The organism is Achromobacter sp. (assembly GCF_050285565.1).
GTDB lineage: Bacteria > Pseudomonadota > Gammaproteobacteria > Burkholderiales > Burkholderiaceae_B > Achromobacter.
This window is the reverse complement of record NZ_JBLZXG010000003.1, coordinates 259,296-276,150: the sequence shown is the minus strand read 5'-3', so window position 1 is coordinate 276,150 and position 16,855 is coordinate 259,296. Positions and strand designations below refer to the sequence as shown.

16 protein-coding genes are annotated in these 16,855 nt (G+C 68.7%); 7 read left to right on the top strand and 9 right to left on the bottom strand.

Annotation, left to right across the window (positions count from 1 at the left end; genetic code table 11):
• Positions 1 to 29: 29 nt before the first annotated feature.
• From ACN6O8_RS07215 to ACN6O8_RS07190, 6 genes are all read right to left on the bottom strand, one after another.
• Positions 30 to 1,760, bottom strand: coding sequence for an ABC transporter substrate-binding protein (locus ACN6O8_RS07215; protein ID WP_427990380.1), 1,731 nt, complete (start codon positions 1,758 to 1,760; stop codon positions 30 to 32).
• A 112-nt stretch (positions 1,761 to 1,872) separates the two neighbouring features.
• Positions 1,873 to 2,181 (bottom strand): DUF2160 domain-containing protein, encoded by a 309-nt coding sequence (locus ACN6O8_RS07210; RefSeq protein ID WP_054447643.1) that lies wholly within the window; start codon positions 2,179 to 2,181, stop codon positions 1,873 to 1,875.
• Between the two features lie 14 nt (positions 2,182 to 2,195).
• Positions 2,196 to 3,008 carry a carbohydrate ABC transporter permease gene (locus ACN6O8_RS07205; protein WP_006385279.1) on the bottom strand — a complete coding sequence of 271 codons (813 nt, stop codon included), beginning with the start codon at positions 3,006 to 3,008 and terminating at the stop codon, positions 2,196 to 2,198.
• Positions 3,001 to 3,891, bottom strand: a complete 891-nt coding sequence (locus tag ACN6O8_RS07200) for a carbohydrate ABC transporter permease (protein ID WP_427990379.1) — start codon at positions 3,889 to 3,891, stop codon at positions 3,001 to 3,003. The genes ACN6O8_RS07205 and ACN6O8_RS07200 overlap by 8 nt, the downstream gene beginning before the upstream one ends.
• The gene (locus ACN6O8_RS07195) at positions 3,888 to 4,976 is read right to left on the bottom strand and encodes an ABC transporter ATP-binding protein (protein WP_427990378.1); all 1,089 of its coding nucleotides are present in this window, start codon (positions 4,974 to 4,976) and stop codon (positions 3,888 to 3,890) included. Before ACN6O8_RS07195 ends, ACN6O8_RS07200 begins: the two co-directional genes overlap by 4 nt.
• Positions 4,976 to 6,061 (bottom strand): ABC transporter ATP-binding protein, encoded by a 1,086-nt coding sequence (locus tag ACN6O8_RS07190; protein WP_427990377.1) that lies wholly within the window; start codon positions 6,059 to 6,061, stop codon positions 4,976 to 4,978. The genes ACN6O8_RS07195 and ACN6O8_RS07190 overlap by 1 nt, the downstream gene beginning before the upstream one ends.
• Positions 6,062 to 6,290: 229 nt before the next feature.
• On the opposite strand from ACN6O8_RS07190, the gene ACN6O8_RS07185 reads away from it, so the two are divergent.
• Both ACN6O8_RS07185 and ACN6O8_RS07180 read left to right on the top strand, forming a co-directional pair.
• A complete protein-coding gene (locus ACN6O8_RS07185; RefSeq protein WP_006385275.1) occupies positions 6,291 to 7,082 on the top strand; it encodes a DeoR/GlpR family DNA-binding transcription regulator in 792 nt (263 codons plus the stop codon).
• A gap of 104 nt (positions 7,083 to 7,186) precedes the next feature.
• The gene (locus tag ACN6O8_RS07180; RefSeq protein ID WP_427990376.1) at positions 7,187 to 8,785 is read left to right on the top strand and encodes a glycerol-3-phosphate dehydrogenase/oxidase; all 1,599 of its coding nucleotides are present in this window, start codon (positions 7,187 to 7,189) and stop codon (positions 8,783 to 8,785) included.
• A 105-nt stretch (positions 8,786 to 8,890) separates the two neighbouring features.
• Here ACN6O8_RS07180 and ACN6O8_RS07175 read toward each other — a convergent pair whose 3' ends face one another.
• The 3 genes from ACN6O8_RS07175 to ACN6O8_RS07165 all read right to left on the bottom strand — a co-directional run bounded on the left by ACN6O8_RS07175 (position 8,891) and on the right by ACN6O8_RS07165 (position 11,356).
• Positions 8,891 to 9,505, bottom strand: a complete 615-nt coding sequence (locus ACN6O8_RS07175) for an HD-GYP domain-containing protein (RefSeq protein WP_427990375.1) — start codon at positions 9,503 to 9,505, stop codon at positions 8,891 to 8,893.
• A gap of 123 nt (positions 9,506 to 9,628) precedes the next feature.
• Positions 9,629 to 10,309: a type 1 glutamine amidotransferase domain-containing protein gene (locus tag ACN6O8_RS07170; protein WP_427990374.1), complete on the bottom strand. Its 681-nt coding sequence runs from the start codon at positions 10,307 to 10,309 to the stop codon at positions 9,629 to 9,631.
• Between the two features lie 9 nt (positions 10,310 to 10,318).
• Positions 10,319 to 11,356, bottom strand: coding sequence for an NADP-dependent oxidoreductase (locus ACN6O8_RS07165; RefSeq protein WP_427990373.1), 1,038 nt, complete (start codon positions 11,354 to 11,356; stop codon positions 10,319 to 10,321).
• A 121-nt stretch (positions 11,357 to 11,477) separates the two neighbouring features.
• Between ACN6O8_RS07165 and ACN6O8_RS07160 the strand changes: the two genes are divergently transcribed.
• The 5 genes from ACN6O8_RS07160 to ACN6O8_RS07140 are packed head-to-tail and all read left to right on the top strand — an operon-like array spanning position 11,478 to position 16,804.
• Positions 11,478 to 12,248, top strand: a complete 771-nt coding sequence (locus tag ACN6O8_RS07160) for a TetR/AcrR family transcriptional regulator (protein WP_427990372.1) — start codon at positions 11,478 to 11,480, stop codon at positions 12,246 to 12,248.
• Between the two features lie 2 nt (positions 12,249 to 12,250).
• Positions 12,251 to 13,219: an HlyD family secretion protein gene (locus tag ACN6O8_RS07155; RefSeq protein WP_427990371.1), complete on the top strand. Its 969-nt coding sequence runs from the start codon at positions 12,251 to 12,253 to the stop codon at positions 13,217 to 13,219.
• Positions 13,216 to 14,178 carry an ABC transporter ATP-binding protein gene (locus ACN6O8_RS07150; RefSeq protein WP_427990370.1) on the top strand — a complete coding sequence of 321 codons (963 nt, stop codon included), beginning with the start codon at positions 13,216 to 13,218 and terminating at the stop codon, positions 14,176 to 14,178. Before ACN6O8_RS07155 ends, ACN6O8_RS07150 begins: the two co-directional genes overlap by 4 nt.
• Positions 14,175 to 15,320, top strand: coding sequence for an ABC transporter permease (locus ACN6O8_RS07145; protein ID WP_427990369.1), 1,146 nt, complete (start codon positions 14,175 to 14,177; stop codon positions 15,318 to 15,320). Before ACN6O8_RS07150 ends, ACN6O8_RS07145 begins: the two co-directional genes overlap by 4 nt.
• An 8-nt stretch (positions 15,321 to 15,328) precedes the next feature.
• Positions 15,329 to 16,804: an efflux transporter outer membrane subunit gene (locus tag ACN6O8_RS07140; RefSeq protein ID WP_427990368.1), complete on the top strand. Its 1,476-nt coding sequence runs from the start codon at positions 15,329 to 15,331 to the stop codon at positions 16,802 to 16,804.
• Positions 16,805 to 16,855 lie beyond the last annotated feature (51 nt).

The window sequence follows — 16,855 nt, the reverse complement described above, 5'->3', positions numbered from 1 at the left end:
TTCGAGATCGCGAAGGTATCGCGCGGTGCTTACCGCACCTTCCCTTCCTTCCAGGCTTCCAGCAGCTTCTCGTACGCCACCGTCTCGCCCTTGGGCTTCTCATTGGCCAGCTTCTTCCACGGCGCGTGCTGATCCGACAGCCACTTGCTCGGATCGCTCTTGGCGTTCAGCTTGGGCGCGCATTGCGCCATGCCGGCCCGCTCCAGCCGCGCCATGACCTGGTCCATTTCGTTGGCCAGGTTGTCCATCGCGGCCTGCGGCGTCTTTTCGCCGGTGACGGCGGTGGCGACGTTCTTCCACCACAACTGCGCCAGCTTGGGGTAGTCGGGCACGTTGTTGCCGGTCGGCGTCCAGGCCACGCGCGCGGGGCTGCGGTAGAACTCGATCAGGCCGCCGTAGTTGGCCGCGTTCTTGCTGAAGTAGTCGCTGTGGATGTCGCTGTCGCGGATGAAGGTCAGACCGGTGATCGACTTCTTCAGCGACACCGTCTTGGCCGTGACGAACTGGGCGTACAGCCAGGCGGCGGCCATCTTGTCGGGGTTGGTGGACTTGAAGAAGGTCCACGAGCCGACGTCCTGGTAGCCGTTCTGCATGCCGTCCTTCCAGTACGGGCCGTACGGCGACGGCGCCATGCGCCACTTGGGCGTGCCGTCCTCGTTGACCACCGGCAGGCCCTTCTTGGTCATGTCGGCGGTGAAGGCCGTGTACCAGAAGATCTGCTGGGCGATCTGGCCCTGCGCCGGCACCGGGCCGGATTCCGAGAAGGTCATGCCCATGGCCTGCTGCGGCGCGTACTTCTTCATCCAGTCAACGTACTTGGTCAGGGCGTAGACGGCCGCCGGGCTGTTGGTGGCGCCGCCGCGCGCCACCGAGGCGCCCACCGGCGTGCACTTGTCGTCGGCCACGCGGATGCCCCACTCGTCCACCGGCATGCCGTTGGGCAGGCCCTTGTCGGCGGCGCCGGCCATCGACAGCCACGCGTCGGTGAAGCGCCAGCCCAGCGACGGGTCTTTCTTGCCGTAGTCCATGTGGCCATAGACCTTTTTGCCATCGATTTCCTTGACGTCGTTGGTGAAGAAGTCGGCGATGTCCTCGTAGGCCGACCAATTGGTCGGCACGCCCAGCTCGTAGCCGTACTTGGCCTTGAACTTGTCTTTCAGGTCCTGGCGCGCGAACCAGTCAGCGCGGAACCAGTAGACGTTGGCGAACTGCTGGTCGGGCAACTGGTACAGCTTGCCGTCCGGCGCGGTGGTGAACTTGGTGCCGATGAAGTCCTTCAGGTCCAGGCCCGGGTTGGTCCATTCCTTGCCGGCGCCGGCCATGTAGTCGGACAGCGGCAGGATGGCGCCATAGCGGTAGTGGGTGCCGATCAGGTCGGAATCGGAGATCCAGCCGTCGTAGATCGACTTGCCCGACTGCATCGAGGTCTGCAGCTTCTCGACCACGTCGCCTTCCTGGATCAGGTCGTGGTTGACCTTGATGCCGGTGATCTCGGTGAAGGCCTTGGCCAGCACCTTGGACTCGTACTCGTGGGTGGTGATGGTTTCCGACACCACGTTGATTTCATTGACGCCCTTGGCCTTGAGCTTGGCGGCGGTTTCGATGAACCACTTCATCTCGGCCATCTGCTGGTCCTTGGACAGCGTCGACGGCTGGAACTCCGAATCGACCCACTTCTTCGCTTCCGGCTCGCCGGCCCAGGCGCCTGACGTACCGATCAGGGCGATGGCGGCCGCCATGGCGTGCATGCGCAATTTCATGACCTGTCTCCTCGATAAGTCCTCCCCATGGGTGCTGCGGACTTCTGGCCGGGGAAGACACTGGCCGATCGTCCTTCCAAACCGCTGATATCGCGCGGGGTCTGACGCCCCTTCAGCCTTTTCTCATGATGAAGGCCAGCAGCAGCATGGACAGCACGAAGCTGATCCATACCGATGGCGGCTCGTCCAGCGAAAACCATTCCACCGCCTTCTGCCCCAACCCCAGGAACGCCAGGTTGAGCCAGGCCGCGGCCATCAGGCCGATGAAAAGGCGGTCGCCGCGGGTCGTGCGCAATGGCAGGAAGCCCTTGCGCTCGACCGTGGGCGATTTCAGTTCCCAGATCGTCATGCCGACCAGCATCAGCACGATGCAGGAGAAGAACACGGCGACGGGGGTGGTCCATACCATCCAACTGAACATGCGCGGCCCTCCCTTCAGACCCGGCCCATCGCGAAGCCCTTCGCGATGTAGTGCCGCACGAACCAGATGACGATGCCGCCGGGCACGATGGTCAGCACCCCGGCCGCCGCCAGCACGCCCCAGTCCATGCCCGAGGCCGACACCGTGCGCGTCATGGTGGCGACGATGGGCTTGGCGTTGACCGAGGTCAGCGTACGCGCCAGCAGCAGCTCGACCCAACTGAACATGAAGCAGAAGAACGCCGCCACGCCCACCCCGGACTTGATCAGCGGCAGGAAAATCGTCAGGAAGAAGCGCGGGAACGAATAGCCGTCCACATAGGCGGTTTCGTCGATCTCGCGCGGCACGCCGGACATGAAGCCTTCCAGGATCCACACCGCCAGCGGCACGTTGAACACCAGGTGCGCCAGCGCCACCGCCAGGTGCGTGTCCATCAGCCCGAACGAGCTGTAGAGCTGGAAGAACGGCAGCAGGAACACCGCCGGCGGCGTCATGCGGTTGGTCAGCAGCCAGAAGAACACGTGCTTGTCGCCGATGAAGCGGTAGCGCGAGAACGCGTAGGCCGCCGGCAACGCCACGGCCAGCGAGATGACCGTGTTGATGACCACGTAGATCAGCGAGTTGATGTAGCCCGAATACCAGGCCGGATCGGTGAAGATGGTGCGGTAGTGCTCCAGCGTGAAATCGCGCGGCCACAGCGTCAGGGTGCTGACGATCTCCGTATTGGTCTTGAACGACATGTTCAGCATCCAGTACAGCGGCAGGATGGCGAACACCAGGTACAGCGCCAGGAAGGCGCCGCGCCACCAGGTCGATTGCTCACGCATTGGCGCGCTCCTCGTCGAAACCGCCGGTGGTGCCGGCGCGCTGCATCCAGTTGTACAGAATGAAGCACAGCAACAGGATGATCAGGAAGTAGATGATGGAGAACGCCGCCGCCGGGCCCAGGTCGAACTGGCCCACGGCCTTCTGCGTCAGGTACTGCGACAGGAAGGTGGTGGCGTTGCCAGGCCCGCCGCCGGTCAGAACGAAGGGCTCGGTGTAGATCATGAAGCTGTCCATGAAGCGCAGCAGCACCGCGATCATCAGCACGCCGCGCATCTTGGGCAACTGGATGTAGCGGAACACCGCCAGGCGCGAGGCGCCGTCGATGCGCGCCGCCTGGTAGTAGGCGTCGGGAATGGCGCGCAGGCCGGCATAGCACAGCAGCGCCACCAGCGGCGTCCAGTGCCAGACGTCCATCACCAGCACCGTGACCCAGGCGTCGAGGTCGTTGCCGGTGTAGTTGTAGTCCACCCCCAGCCACGACAGCGTCGCGCCCAGCAGGCCGATGTCGGTGCGGCCGAACACCTGCCAGATGGTGCCCACCACGTTCCACGGGATCAGCAGCGACAGCGCAATGACGACCAGCACCGCCGAGGCGCGCCAGCCGCTGGCCGGCATCGACAGCGCCAGCAGGATGCCCAGCGGGATCTCGATGGCCAGCACCGCCAGCGAGAAGCCGATCTGGCGCAGCAGCGCGCCATGCAGTTCCTCGTCCTGCAGCACCGCCGCGAACCATTCGGTGCCGACGAACACGCGGCGCTCGGGCGAGATGATGTCCTGCACCGAATAGTTGACGATGGTCATCAGCGGCAGAATGGCCGAGAACGCCACGCACAGCACCACCGGCAGAACCAGGAACCAGGCCCGGTGATCGATCGGTTTCATCGGATCAGCTCCTCGTCGCGGTAAAAGCAGGTGTGCGTATTGAGTACAGACAGCCACACCGTGGCGCCGGGCGCGATCGCGGTGGCGTCGGTGCCCAGCCGGGCGCGCAGCGGCGTGCCCTCGAAGTCGGCCAGCAGCAAGGTGTAGGTGCCCACGTCCTGCACCCGCTGGACCGTGGCTGGGATGGCGCCGGGCGCGTTGGCGTCGGCCAGGCGCAGGTATTCCGGCCGCACGCCCAGCTTGACCGGGCCGGCGTCGGCCAGCCTGGCCGCCATCGCGGCGGGCACGCCGTCGACGCGGCGCTGCCCCACCATCAGGCCGCCGTCGCGCCATTGCGCCGGCAGGAAGTTCATGCCGGGCGAGCCGATGAAATGGCCGACGAAGGTGTGGGCCGGCCGCTCGAACAGGTCATCGGCGCTGCCCACCTGCACCGCGCGGCCGCGCGCCATCACCATCACCTGGTCGGCGAAGGTCAGCGCCTCGGTCTGGTCGTGCGTCACGTAGATCAGCGTCAGCTTGAACTCGTGGTGGATTTCCTTGAGCTTGCGGCGCAGCTCCCACTTCAGTTGCGGGTCGATCACGGTCAGGGGTTCGTCGAACAGCACCGCCGACACGTCGTTGCGCACCAGGCCGCGGCCCAGCGAGATCTTCTGCTTGGCGTCGGCCGTCAGGCCGCTAGCGCGGCGGTCCAGCACCTGCGACATCTCCAGCATCTCGGCGATGCGGCCGACGCGTTCGCGTATCTGCTTGGCCGGCACGCCGCGGTTGCGCAGCGGGAACGCCAGGTTCTCGGCCACGGTCATGGTGTCGTACACCACCGGGAACTGGAACACCTGGGCGATGTTGCGCGCCTGCGGCGTCTTGTGGGTGACGTCCTGGCCGTCGAACAGGATGCGGCCATGCGAGGGCCGCAGCAGGCCCGAGACGCAGTTGAGCAAGGTGGTCTTGCCGCAGCCCGAGGGGCCCAGCAAGGCGTAGGCGCCGCCGTCGCGGAAGGTGAACTTCAGCGGCAGCAGCGCGTAATCCTCGTCGGCCTGGGGATGGGCGACGTAGGAATGGGACAGGTCCAGCTCGATCTGCGCCATCAGGCGATCCCCCCGCTGGCGTGGGGCCGCGCGGGCGCGGCCAGCAAGGCGCCGTCGCCGCCAAAGGCGTAGGTCTGGGCCGGATCGAAGTACAGCGTCAAGCGCTGCTCCAGCGTGTAGCGGTGCACGCCCGGCAGTTGCGCGACCACGTCGCCGGCGGCCGTTGCCGCATGCACGAAGGTGTCGGACCCGGAAATCTCGGCCAGCTTGACCACACCGTCAATGCCGATGTGACCGGGGCGTGGCGCCACATCCAGCGCGCCGGCGCGCAGGCCGGCGGTGAGCACGCCGTCCCCGCCTGGCGGCAGGGGCCGTTCGACCGCGATGCCGCCTTGCAGCGTGAAGCCGCTGGCGCCGCGCCGCGCGCTGAACAGGTTCATGGGCGGGTCGCTGAAGGCGCGCGCCACGCGGATCGAATTGGGGCGGTGGAAGACCTCGGCGGTCGGGCCGTACTGCAGCAGCTCGCCGGCATCCAGCACCGCCGTGTGGCCGCCCAGCAACAGCGCCTCGCCCGGCTCGGTGGTGGCGTAGACCACGGTCGAGCGGCCTTCGGCGAACAAGGCCGACAGCTCGTCGCGCAGTTCCTCGCGCAGCTTGTAGTCCAGGTTGACCAGCGGCTCGTCCAGCAGGATCAGCGGCGCGTCCTTGACCAGCGCCCGCGCCAGCGCCACCCGCTGCTGCTGGCCGCCCGACAGTTCCGACGGATGGCGCGTCAGCAGATGGTCGATGTGCAGGCGCGCGGCCATGGCCCCGACCTTGTCGGCGATGCCCGGCGCGCCGCGCAGCTTGAGCGGCGAGGCGATGTTGTCGAACACCGTCATCGACGGATAGTTGATGAATTGCTGATAGACCATGGCGACGTTGCGCTGGCGCACCGGCACGCCGGTCACATCCGCGCCGTCGACCCGCACGTGGCCTTCGGTGGGCCGGTCGAGCCCGGCCATGATGCGCATCAGCGAGGTCTTGCCCGCCAGGGTCGCGCCCAGCAATACGGTCATGGCGCCCGGCACCGGGGCCAGGCTCATGGGATACAGGTGCGTCTGCGAGCCGGCTCGCAATGCAATCCTGTCCAGGGTCAGCTGCATCTGGTCTCCTCTACCTCTAATACGTCCCCGGTTTTCAACCGGACATCGGTACATCGGTACAGCGGCCCTGGCGACGCATGGGAACGCGTCGGCACGGGGTTCTTCTTTCAGATCGCTTTCGTTTTTTTTGCGTTTTACCGAAGAATCGAACAAAAAACAATCTTGCAGTGCGTCATTATTTTTCGCTTTTGTTGTTTTATGATGCGAACGTGACACTGAAAATGCCAACATGACACTCAATCCCAGACAAAGCGCCTTGATCGAAATGGTTCGAGCCCAAGGCTCGGCCACGATCGAAGAGCTGGCCAAACGTTTCGACGTCACGCTGCAGACCGTGCGGCGCGACGTCAACATCCTGTCCGAAGCCGGCCTGCTGTCGCGCTTTCATGGCGGCGTGCGCATCGAGGCCTCGACCATCGAGAACATCGCCTACCGCAAGCGCCAGGGGCTGCACGCGGCCGGCAAGCAACGCATCGCCGAGGCCGTGGCCCGCGCCGTGCCCGACGGCTGCTCGCTGATCCTGAACATCGGCACCACCACCGAGGCCATCGCCCGCGCCCTGCTGCGCCATCGCGGCCTGCGCGTCATCACCAACAACCTGCACGTGGCCGACATCCTGTCGGACAACCCGGACTGCGAAGTCATCGTCGCCGGCGGCGTGGTGCGCTCGCGCGACCGCGGCATCGTCGGCGAAGCCACCATGGACTTCATCCGCCAGTTCAAGGTCGATATCGGCCTGATCGGCATTTCCGGCATCGAGGCCGACGGCACGCTGCGCGACTACGACTTTCGCGAAGTGCGCGTGGCCCGCACCATCATCGAACAGTCGCGCGAGGTGTGGCTGGCCGCCGACAGCAGCAAATTCAAGCGCCAGGCCATGGTGGAACTGGCCCACATCTCGCAGATCGACCGCTTCTTCACCGACGCGCATCCGCAGGAACCGCTGGCGCAAGTGCTGCTGGACGCCGGCGTGCGCTGCGAAGTGGCCGCCGCGCCGAACGCGGCCAAGGTACCCGCCTGACCGGCTTGACCCGGCCCACGGGCACGGCGCTTGCGCCCCGCCCGGCCGGCACGAACAGAAACGAACAACGCACCGAACTCCTCGCGGCGCCGCCGCCCAAGCCTATGAACCAACCGCTCGCCACCGTCACCCCGCCCGACCGCAACCGCCTGCTGGCGCAACTGGACAACACGCCTGCCTGGGACGTAATCGTCATCGGCGGCGGCGCAACCGGCCTGGGCACCGCCGTGGATGCCGCCAGCCGCGGCTACCGCACCCTGCTGATCGAAGCCGCCGACTTCGCCAAGGGCACCTCCAGCAAGGCCACCAAGCTGGTGCACGGCGGCGTGCGCTACCTGGCCCAGGGCAACATCAGCCTGGTGCGCGAAGCGCTGCACGAGCGCGGCCTGCTCAACCGCAACGCGCCGCACCTGGTGTGGCCGCTGGGCTTCGTGGTGCCGGCCTACAACCTGCTGGACCAGCCCTTCTACGGCGTCGGCCTGAAGATGTACGACATGCTGGCCGGCAAGCTCAACCTGTCGCCCAGCCGCTGGCTGTCGCGCCGCGAAACGCTGGCCAACGCGCCCACGCTGGCCGAAAACGTCAACGGCCGCGGCCTGAAGGGCGGCGTGCTGTACTACGACGGCCAGTTCGATGACGCGCGCCTGGCCGTGAGCCTGATGCGCACCCTCTTCGACCTGGGCGGCACGGCGGTGAACTACGTGCGCGCCACCGGCCTGACCATGACCGGCGGCAAGGTCGACGGCGTCACCGCGCAGGACGCGCTGGGCGGCGCCAGCTTCACGCTGCGGGCGCGTTGCGTCATCAACGCCACCGGCGTCTGGGTCGACAGCGTACGGCGCATGGAAGACAAGAACGCGCCGACCATGGTGGCGCCCAGCCAGGGCGTGCACCTGACGCTGCCGCGCGACTTCCTGCCGGGCAAGCGCGCCATCCTGATTCCCAAGACCGACGACGGCCGCGTGCTGTTCGTGGTGCCATGGAACGGCCACACCATCGTCGGCACCACCGATTCGCCGCGCAACGACCTGCCGCTGGATCCGGAAGCCGGCGCCCAGGACGTGGACTTCATCCTCAACACGGCCGCCCGCTACCTCAGCCGCAAGCCGACCCGCGACGACGTCACCAGCGTCTGGGCCGGCCTGCGCCCGCTGGTCAAGGCCACCGGCGACGCCTCCACCAAGTCGCTGTCGCGCGAGCACACCATCCTGGTGTCGCAGGCCGGCCTGGTGACGGTCACGGGCGGAAAATGGACCACCTATCGGCGCATGGCGCAGGACGTGGTCGACACGGCGATCCAGCACCAGTTGCTGACACAGGCCCGTTGCCGCACCGAGTCGCTGGCGCTGCATGGCGCCAACGGCCTGGCGCCGTCGCAGGAACACGCCGGCACGCCGGACAGCTACTACGGCAGCGACCTGCCCACGCTGCAAGCCCTGCCCGGCGCCGGGCGCATGCTGGTCAAGAGCAGCGGCCTGTCGGAAGCGCACGTGCGCTTCGCCGCGCGCTTCGAACTGGCGCGCAGCGCCGAGGACGTGCTGGCGCGCCGCAACCGCGCGCTGTTCCTGGACGCCGAAGCGGCCATGCTGGCCGCGCCGGAAGTGGCGCGCATCCTGGCCGAGGAACTGGGCCACGACGCCGCCTGGCAGCAGCGCACGCTGCAGGAACTGGCCACGGTGGCGGCGCATTACCGCCTGAAGTGAAGCACTGAAGTCAAGCACTAAAGCGGCGCGCCGTCGCGCGCCGTGACCGCGACAAGCAACGGGCCACGACGCCGCGCCGGCATGGCGCGGCGTCTTCGCATGGCGCTAAGGCACGCGCAGCGGACTGGACTGGATCATCGTTTCGAACACGCGCAGCAGGTCGGGATCGCACTTGGCTCCCGCCTCGACGTTGAGGATGCGCATGATCTCGGCGTGCGTGCGCGCCGGATGGTAGGGACGCGCGTCACCCAGCGCGTCGTAGGAATCGGCCAGCGAAATGATGCGCGACGCCAGCGGGATGTCGTGTCCGGCCAGGCCGTCGGGATAGCCCGAGCCATCGAAATGTTCGTGGTGGTGGCGCACCGCCTGGGCGATCCGCTCGCGCTGCGGCATGTCGCTGTGCAGGATGATGTCAGCGCCCACCGCGGCGTGGGTTTTCATGATTTCCCAATCGTCTTTTTCGAGCCGCTTGGGCGACAACAGCACGCGATCCGGCGTGCCGATCTTGCCCACGTCGTGCAGGCGGGCGGCCACCGCCACCGCGTGTTGCTCTTCTTCGTTCAGGCCGCAGGCGCCGGCCAGCGCCACGCTCAGGGCGACCACGCGGTGGCAATGGCGCCCGGTGGCGGCGTCGCGGGCCCGCATCGCGGCGAACAGCGCCGCTTCGCAGGAGCCGGGTGGAAGCGCGCAGGCCGCGCTTGGGGGAACATCTGGAGGCATCGGTCTTGGCGCGCGCGGTTGCAACGGAACCGCGCGCCTGTGTCAGAAAGTATCAATTCTGACACAAGCGCGTCGCGTTTCGGCGTGCCGCCGGTCTGTCCAATGGCCCGCGCGGCCTTGCGCTCAGGCCTTCAGGCGGGCCAGCAACGCCTCCGCCACCCCGACCGACGACGCCGGATTCTGGCCCGTGATCAGCAAGCCGTCGGCGACCACGTGCGGTTGCCAGTCGGCGCCCTTGCGGTAAAGGCCGCCCAACCCCGCCAGTTCGTCCTCGACCAGGAACGGCACCACGGTGGTCAGTTGCACCGCCGCCTCTTCGGTGTTGGAAAATCCGGTGACCTGGCGGCCCTGCACCAGCGGCTTGCCGTCGGCGGTCTTAGCATGCCGCAGCACGCCCGGCGCATGGCACACGGCGGCCACGGGCTTGCCGGCGGCCAGCATGGTCTCGATCAGCGCCACCGACTTCGGATCCTCGGCCAGGTCCCACAAGGGGCCGTGGCCGCCGGGATAGAACACCGCGTCGTAGTCGGCCGCCTGCACCTCGGCCAGGCGGCGCGTGTGCGCCAGGCGCCGCTGCGCCTCGGCGTCCTGGCGAAAACGCCGGGTGTCGTCGGTCTGCGCGTCGGGATCGTCGCTCTTGGGGTCGAGCGGCGGCTGGCCGCCCTGCGGCGAAGCCAGGGTCAGGGTCGCGCCCGCGTCCAGGAAGGCATAGTACGGGGCCGCGAACTCCTCCAGCCAGAAGCCGGTCTTGCGGCCGGTGTCGCCCAGTGTGTCGTGGGAAGTCAGCACGATCAGGATATTCATGTTGCGCTCCTATGCATCCGGGCCGACGCGCACGATGCGCTTGCCGGCGTTCTCGCCCTTGAGCAGGCCGATCAGGCCGCGCGGCGCGTTCTCCAGGCCGTCGACCACGTCTTCGCGGTACTTGATGCGGCCGTCGCGCAGCAGATCCTGCATGGCGGCGCGGAACTCGCCGAAACGCGGCGCGTATTCGTTGAAGATGATGAAACCCTGCATCTTGATGCGCTTGGTCAGAATGGTGCGCATCAAGAGCGGCAGGCGGTCCGGGCCGTCCGGCAGGCGGGTGGCGTTGTAGGCCGAGATCAGGCCGCAGACCGGCACCCGCGCGCGCGCATTGAGCAGCGGCAACACTGCGTCGAACACCGCGCCGCCGACGTTTTCGAAGTACACGTCGATGCCTTGCGGCACGGCCTTGGCGAGCCGGTCGGCCATGGCCGGGTCGCGGTGGTCGATGCAGGCGTCAAAGCCCAGTTCCTCGACCACGTAGCGGCACTTGTCGGGGCCGCCGGCAATGCCGACCGCCCTGCAGCCGTGGATCTTGGCCAGTTGGCCCACCACCGCGCCGACCGCGCCGCTGGCGGCGGCCACCACCACGGTTTCGCCGGCCTTGGGCTGGCCGATGTCGAGCAGGCCCATGTAGCCGGTGAAGCCCGGCATGCCCAGCACGCCCAGCGAATACGAGGGGTGTTCGGGCGCCGGCCCCAGCTTGAGCAGGCCGCTGCCGTCCGAGACGGCATAGTCCTGCCAGCCGGACTGCGACAGCACCCACTCGCCCACTGGATAGTCGGCGTGGCGCGAGGCCACCACCCGGGCCACGGTGCCGCCCACCATGGGCTGGCCGACCTGCACCGGCTCGGCGTACGAGGGCGCGTCGCTCATGCGCCCGCGCATGTAGGGATCGAGAGAAAGGTAAACCGTGCGCAGCAGCAGCTCGCCCGGGCCGGGCTCGGGCACCGCGCCGGTTTCCAGGCGGAAATCGCTGTCGGCGGGTTCGCCGCGCGGCCGCGCGGCCAGGACGATGCGGCGGTTGAGGGAGGACGATTGCGGCATGGCGTGTTGACTCCTTCTGTTCCGATTTGCCCATTACACCATCCTCGCCCGCCGGTTCGGCGGCCAACCCTGCCGTGCACCCCGCTTTTAATTAATTAAATACTTAATTAGAATCTGCTCCATGCCTGCCAAGCCTGCCCTCTCCCGCCGCCCCGGCCGTCCCGCCCGCCCCGACAGCGCCGCCGTGCGTGACCAACTGCTGGATATTGCCACCGACCTATTCGCCTCCCAAGGGGTGGCCGCGACCCGCCTGGCCCACATCGCCGAACGCGCCGGCGTGACCTCGGCCATGCTGCACTACTACTTCAAGAGCCGCGATCAATTGCTCGACGCAGTGGTGCTCGAACGCGTGGTGCCCGTCATCGGCTACGTCTGGAGCCCGGTGCCGCAGCACGCGCGGCGCCTGGACGGCTCGACCGACGGCGCGCGCGCGGTCATCACCGAAATCGTCTCGCGCATCGTGCGCTGCGGCGCCGACCGCCCCTGGCTGCCGGCCCTGTGGATACACGAAGTCGTCAACGAAGGCGGCCAATTGCGTGAGCGCGTGCTGCGCCACCTGCCGGCCCGGCGCTTGCAGGTGTTCGCCAGCCTGATCGCCGACAGCCAGCGCGCCGGCGCCATCACGCCGGGCGTGGAGCCACGGCTGGTGTTCCTGTCGATCCTGGGCCTGACGCTGCTGCCGCTGGCCACCTCCAGCCTGTGGCGCCGCTTGTGGCAGGACGACCCGCGCATCCACGCCATCGATCACGAAGCCATTGCCGCCCATGCCATCGCCATGCTGACCGGCGGCCTGTTTGCCCCGGCGGCCGCGTTGTCGCCAGCCCCCGCCAACCGGATCCAGCGCGCCCGGTCGGCGACCGCCAGCGCCGCACCGCCCGCCACAGGACGCTGACCATGCGCCTTCCCGCCCTCCCGCGTTTCGCGCGGCCCGCCGCCGCGCTGGCCCTGATGCTGCTGGCCGCCTGCGGCAAGCAGGACGGCGCCGTCTATCAGGGCTACGTTGAAGGCGAATACCTCTACATCGCCTCGCCCGAGGCCGGCCGGCTCGACACGCTGTCCGTGCAACGCGGCCAACAGGTCGCCGCCGCCGCGCCGTTGTTCGCCCTGGAGGCCGCGCGCGAAATCGCGGCGCGCGACCAGGCCAACGCGCAACTGGCGGCGGCCAGCGCGCAACTGGAGGACAGCGCCACCGGCAAGCGCCCGCCCGAGGTCGACGTCAGCCGCGCCCAGTTGACCCAGGCCGAGGCCGCCAGCCGCCGCTCGGCGGCCCAACTGGCGCGCGACACCGCCCAGTTCCGCGCCGGTGGCGTGGCGCGGGCGCAATTGGATGACAGCCGCGAGCAGGCCCAGGCCGACGCCGCCCGCGTGCGGGAACTGCGCGCCCAACTGGAAGTGGCCAACCTGCCCGGCCGCCAAGACCTGCGCCGCGCCCAGGCCGCCCAGGTCGACGCCGCGCGCGCCGCGCTGGCGCAGGCCGACTGGGCCCTGGCGCAGAAACGCCTGACCGCGCCCGCCGCCGCCCTGGTGTTCGACACGCTGTACCGCGTGGGCGAATGGGTACCGGCCGGCAGCCCGGTGGTCAGCCTGCTGCCGCCGGGCAACATCAAGGTGCGCTTCTTCGTACCGGAAAGCGTGGTCGGCACGCTCACGCCCGGCCGGCAGGCCACGGTGCGCTGCGACGGCTGCGGCGAGCCGGTGCCGGTGCGCATCGACTACATCTCGCCGCAGGCCGAGTACACGCCGCCGGTGATCTACAGCCGCGAAACCCGGGGCAAGCTGGTCTACATGGTCGAGGCGCGGCCGGCGCCGCAGGCGGCCACGCGCCTGCATCCGGGCCAGCCGGTCGAGGCGGCGCTGCAATGAATGGCGCCGTCTCGCGTCCACCGGCCGAGACCGGCTACGTCATCGACGTGCACGGCCTGAACAAGCATTTCGGCGACAAGCACGTGGTCAACGACGTCTCGCTGCGGGTGCGCGAGGGCGAGATCTTCGGCTTTCTCGGCCCCAACGGCAGCGGCAAGACCACCAGCATCCGCCTGATGTGCGGCCTGCTCACGCCCGATTCGGGCAGCGGCACCTGCCTGGGCTACGACATCCTCAAGGACAGCGCCCAGATCAAGCGCCAGGTCGGCTACATGACGCAGAAGTTCTCGTACTGGGACGACCTGACCATCCGCGAGAACCTGGATTTCGTGGCCCGCATGTACGGCATGCCGGACCGCCGCGAAACCGTCGACCGCGCGCTCGAGGACCTGGGCCTGCAAGCCCGCGCCAACCAGCTCACCGGCGCCTTGTCGGGCGGCTGGAAACAACGCCTGGCGCTGGCCGCCTGTCTGCTGCACGCGCCGCGCCTGCTGCTGCTGGACGAGCCCACCGCCGGGGTCGACCCGACCGCCCGGCGCGACTTCTGGGAACAGTTGCACGAACTGGCGGCGCGCGGCATCTCCGTGCTGGTCAGCACCCACTACATGGACGAGGCCGAGCGCTGCCACAAGCTGGCCTACATCTCGTACGGCAAGCTGCTGATCCAGGGCACCGCCGACGAGGTCATCGCGCAGCAACGCCTGAGCACCTGGGCCATCCACGGCCATGACCTGGTGCCGCTGGCGCGGCGGCTGCGCGGCGCGCCGGGGGTGGATCAGACCGTGGCCTTCGGCAGCGCGTTGCACATCAGCGGCCGCGACGCGGCCCTGCTCGAACGCACCCTGCGCCAAGCCGTGGCCGGCCAGGACCTGCGCCTGGCACGCATCGACACCAGCCTGGAGGACGTCTTCATCTACCTGATGAACCGTTCCGCCGACAACTACGCGAGTCCGGCATGAGGCGCGAGCACGACGGCTTCTCGTGGTCGCGCTGGTGGAGCATGGTGCTCAAGGAGTTCCTGCAACTGCGGCGCGACCGCATCACCTTCGGCATGATCGTGGGCATTCCGATCATGCAGTTGGCGCTGTTCGGCTACGCCATCAACACCAACCCCAGGCAGTTGCCGACCGCCGTGATCGTGGCCGACCACAGCCCGTTCACGCGCAGCTTCGTGGCGGCCATGACGGCGTCCGACTACTTCGACATCGTCGAGACCCTGCCCGACGAAGAGGCCGGCCGCGCCGCGCTGGCGCAAGGCCGGGTGCTGTTCGTGCTGACCATTCCGCCCGATTTCTCGCGCCGGCTGCTGCGCGGCGAACGCCCGGCGCTGCTGATCGAGGCCGACGCCACCGACCCGATGGCGACCGGACTGGCGATCGGCGCGGCCACGCAACTGGCCCAGGCGGTGGCGCAAAAGGACCTGACCGGCCCGCTGGCGCCCCTGGCCGGCGGCCGGCCGCCGTTCGATGTGCGCGTGCACCAGCTCTACAACGAAGAGCAGATCTCGCAATACAACACCGTGCCCGGGCTGATGGGCGTGATCCTGACCATGACGCTGGTGATGATGACCGGCCTGGCGATGACGCGCGAACGCGAACGCGGCACCATGGAGAACCTGCTGGCCATGCCGGTGCGGCCGCTGGAGGTGATGACCGGCAAGATCGTGCCCTACATCGCCATCGGCCTGATCCAGGCCACCATCATCCTGCTGGCGGCGTATTTCGTGTTCCATGTGCCGTTCCTGGGCAGCCTGGTGACGGTGTATCTGGGTGCGCTGATCTTCGTGGCCGCCAACCTGACCGTCGGCATCACGCTGTCGTCGCTGGCGCAGAACCAGTTGCAGGCGATGCAACTGACGATGTTCTATTTCCTGCCCAACATGCTGCTGTCGGGCTTTATGTTCCCGTTCCTGGGCATGCCCAAGTGGGCCCAATACCTCGGCAACCTGCTGCCCTTGACCCACTTCAACCGGCTCATCCGCGGCATCCTGCTCAAGGGCAACGGCTGGTGGGATCTGTGGCCGGCCATCTGGCCCATGCTGCTGTTCACGGTGGTGGTGATGGCCGCCGCCGTGAAGTTCTACCGCCGCACCCTGGATTGAAGGCCGCCATGCCCCGCCCCCACCTGCCCTTGCCCCACCGCGCCGCGCTGGTGGCCGCCTGCGCCCTGTTGCCCGGCTGCGCCGCCGGACCGGATTTCCAGCGCCCCGCCGCCCCGCCGGTCGCCGCCTACGCCGCCGCGCAAGACGGTGCCGCGAGCCCCGCGCAACCGCGCCTGACCGACGCCGACATCCCGGCGCAGTGGTGGCGCCTGTTCCACTCCGACACCCTGGACACGCTGGTGCGCCAGGCGCTGGCCGCCAGCCCGACGCTGGAACAGGCCCGCGCCCGCCTGCGCCAGGCCGGCGAGGACCTGAACGCCGAGACCGGCGGCCGCCTGCTGCCGGCGGTGAACGCAAACCTGTCGGCCACGCGGCAGAAGGTCGATCCCTCCGCGTTCGGCGTGCCGCTGGCCGAGCAGCCGGCGCCGTTCACGCTGCACCACGCGTCGATCGACGTGTCCTATGCCTTGGACGTGTTCGGCGGCAACCGCCGCGCGCTGGAGGGGCTGGCGGCCCAGTTGGATTATCAGTCGCACCAGTTGCAGGCCGCGCGCATGACACTGGCCGCCAATGTGGTCACCACCGCCATCCGCCAGGCCGACCTGGCCGCACGCCTGGCCGACACCCAAGCGCTGTTGCGCGCGCAGCAGCGCCAGCGCGACATCATGGCGCAGCGCCTGCGGGCCGGCGGCATCGCCGAGGCCGATCTGCGCAACCAGGAGCTGCTGCTGGCGCAGACCGAGGCCGGCATGCCGCCGCTGGAATACCAGTTGGCCCAGGCCACCCACCAACTGGCCACCTACCTGGGACAGCCGCCAGCCGCCTGGCAGGCGCCGCCGCTGCGCCTGGCCGACCTGACGCTGCCGGCCGAGATTCCCACCGGCGTGCCATCGGCGCTGACGCGCCAGCGGCCCGACATCCTGGCCGCCGAGGCGCTGCTGCACCGGGCCTCGGCCGATGTCGGCGTGGCCACCGCCAACCAATATCCCCGCTTCACCCTGACCGCCAGCTTCGGCTCGCAGCGCACCCGGGCCGGCGATCTCACCGACGGCGTCAATGTCTGGAACCTGGGCCTGGGGCTGGCGCAACCGCTGTTCCACGGCGGCGAACTGCGCGCCCGCACGCGGTCGGCCCAGGCGGCCTACGAGGCTGCCGCGGCGGGCTACCGCCAGACCGTGCTCGACGGGTTCCGCCAGGTGGCCGACGCGCTGCGCGCGCTGCGGGCCGACGCCCGGGCCTACGAGGCCTGCGACACCGCCTGGCGGCGCGCCGACGACGCCGCGCGCATCGCCGACGCCCGCTACCAGGCCGGCGGCATCAGCCACCTGGCCTTGCTGGACAGCCAGCGCCAGCTTTTGCAGACGCGCATTGCGCGCAGCGCGGCCGACGCGGCGCGCTACGCCGACACCGCCGCCCTGCTGCAGGCGCTGGGCGGCGGCTGGTGGAACGCGCCGCCAGCGGCCCCCGCCGCGCCCACCCCATAGCCTGAAAACCCGCGCCGATACAGGCGTCGCCAGATCATGTCCGAGAATTCG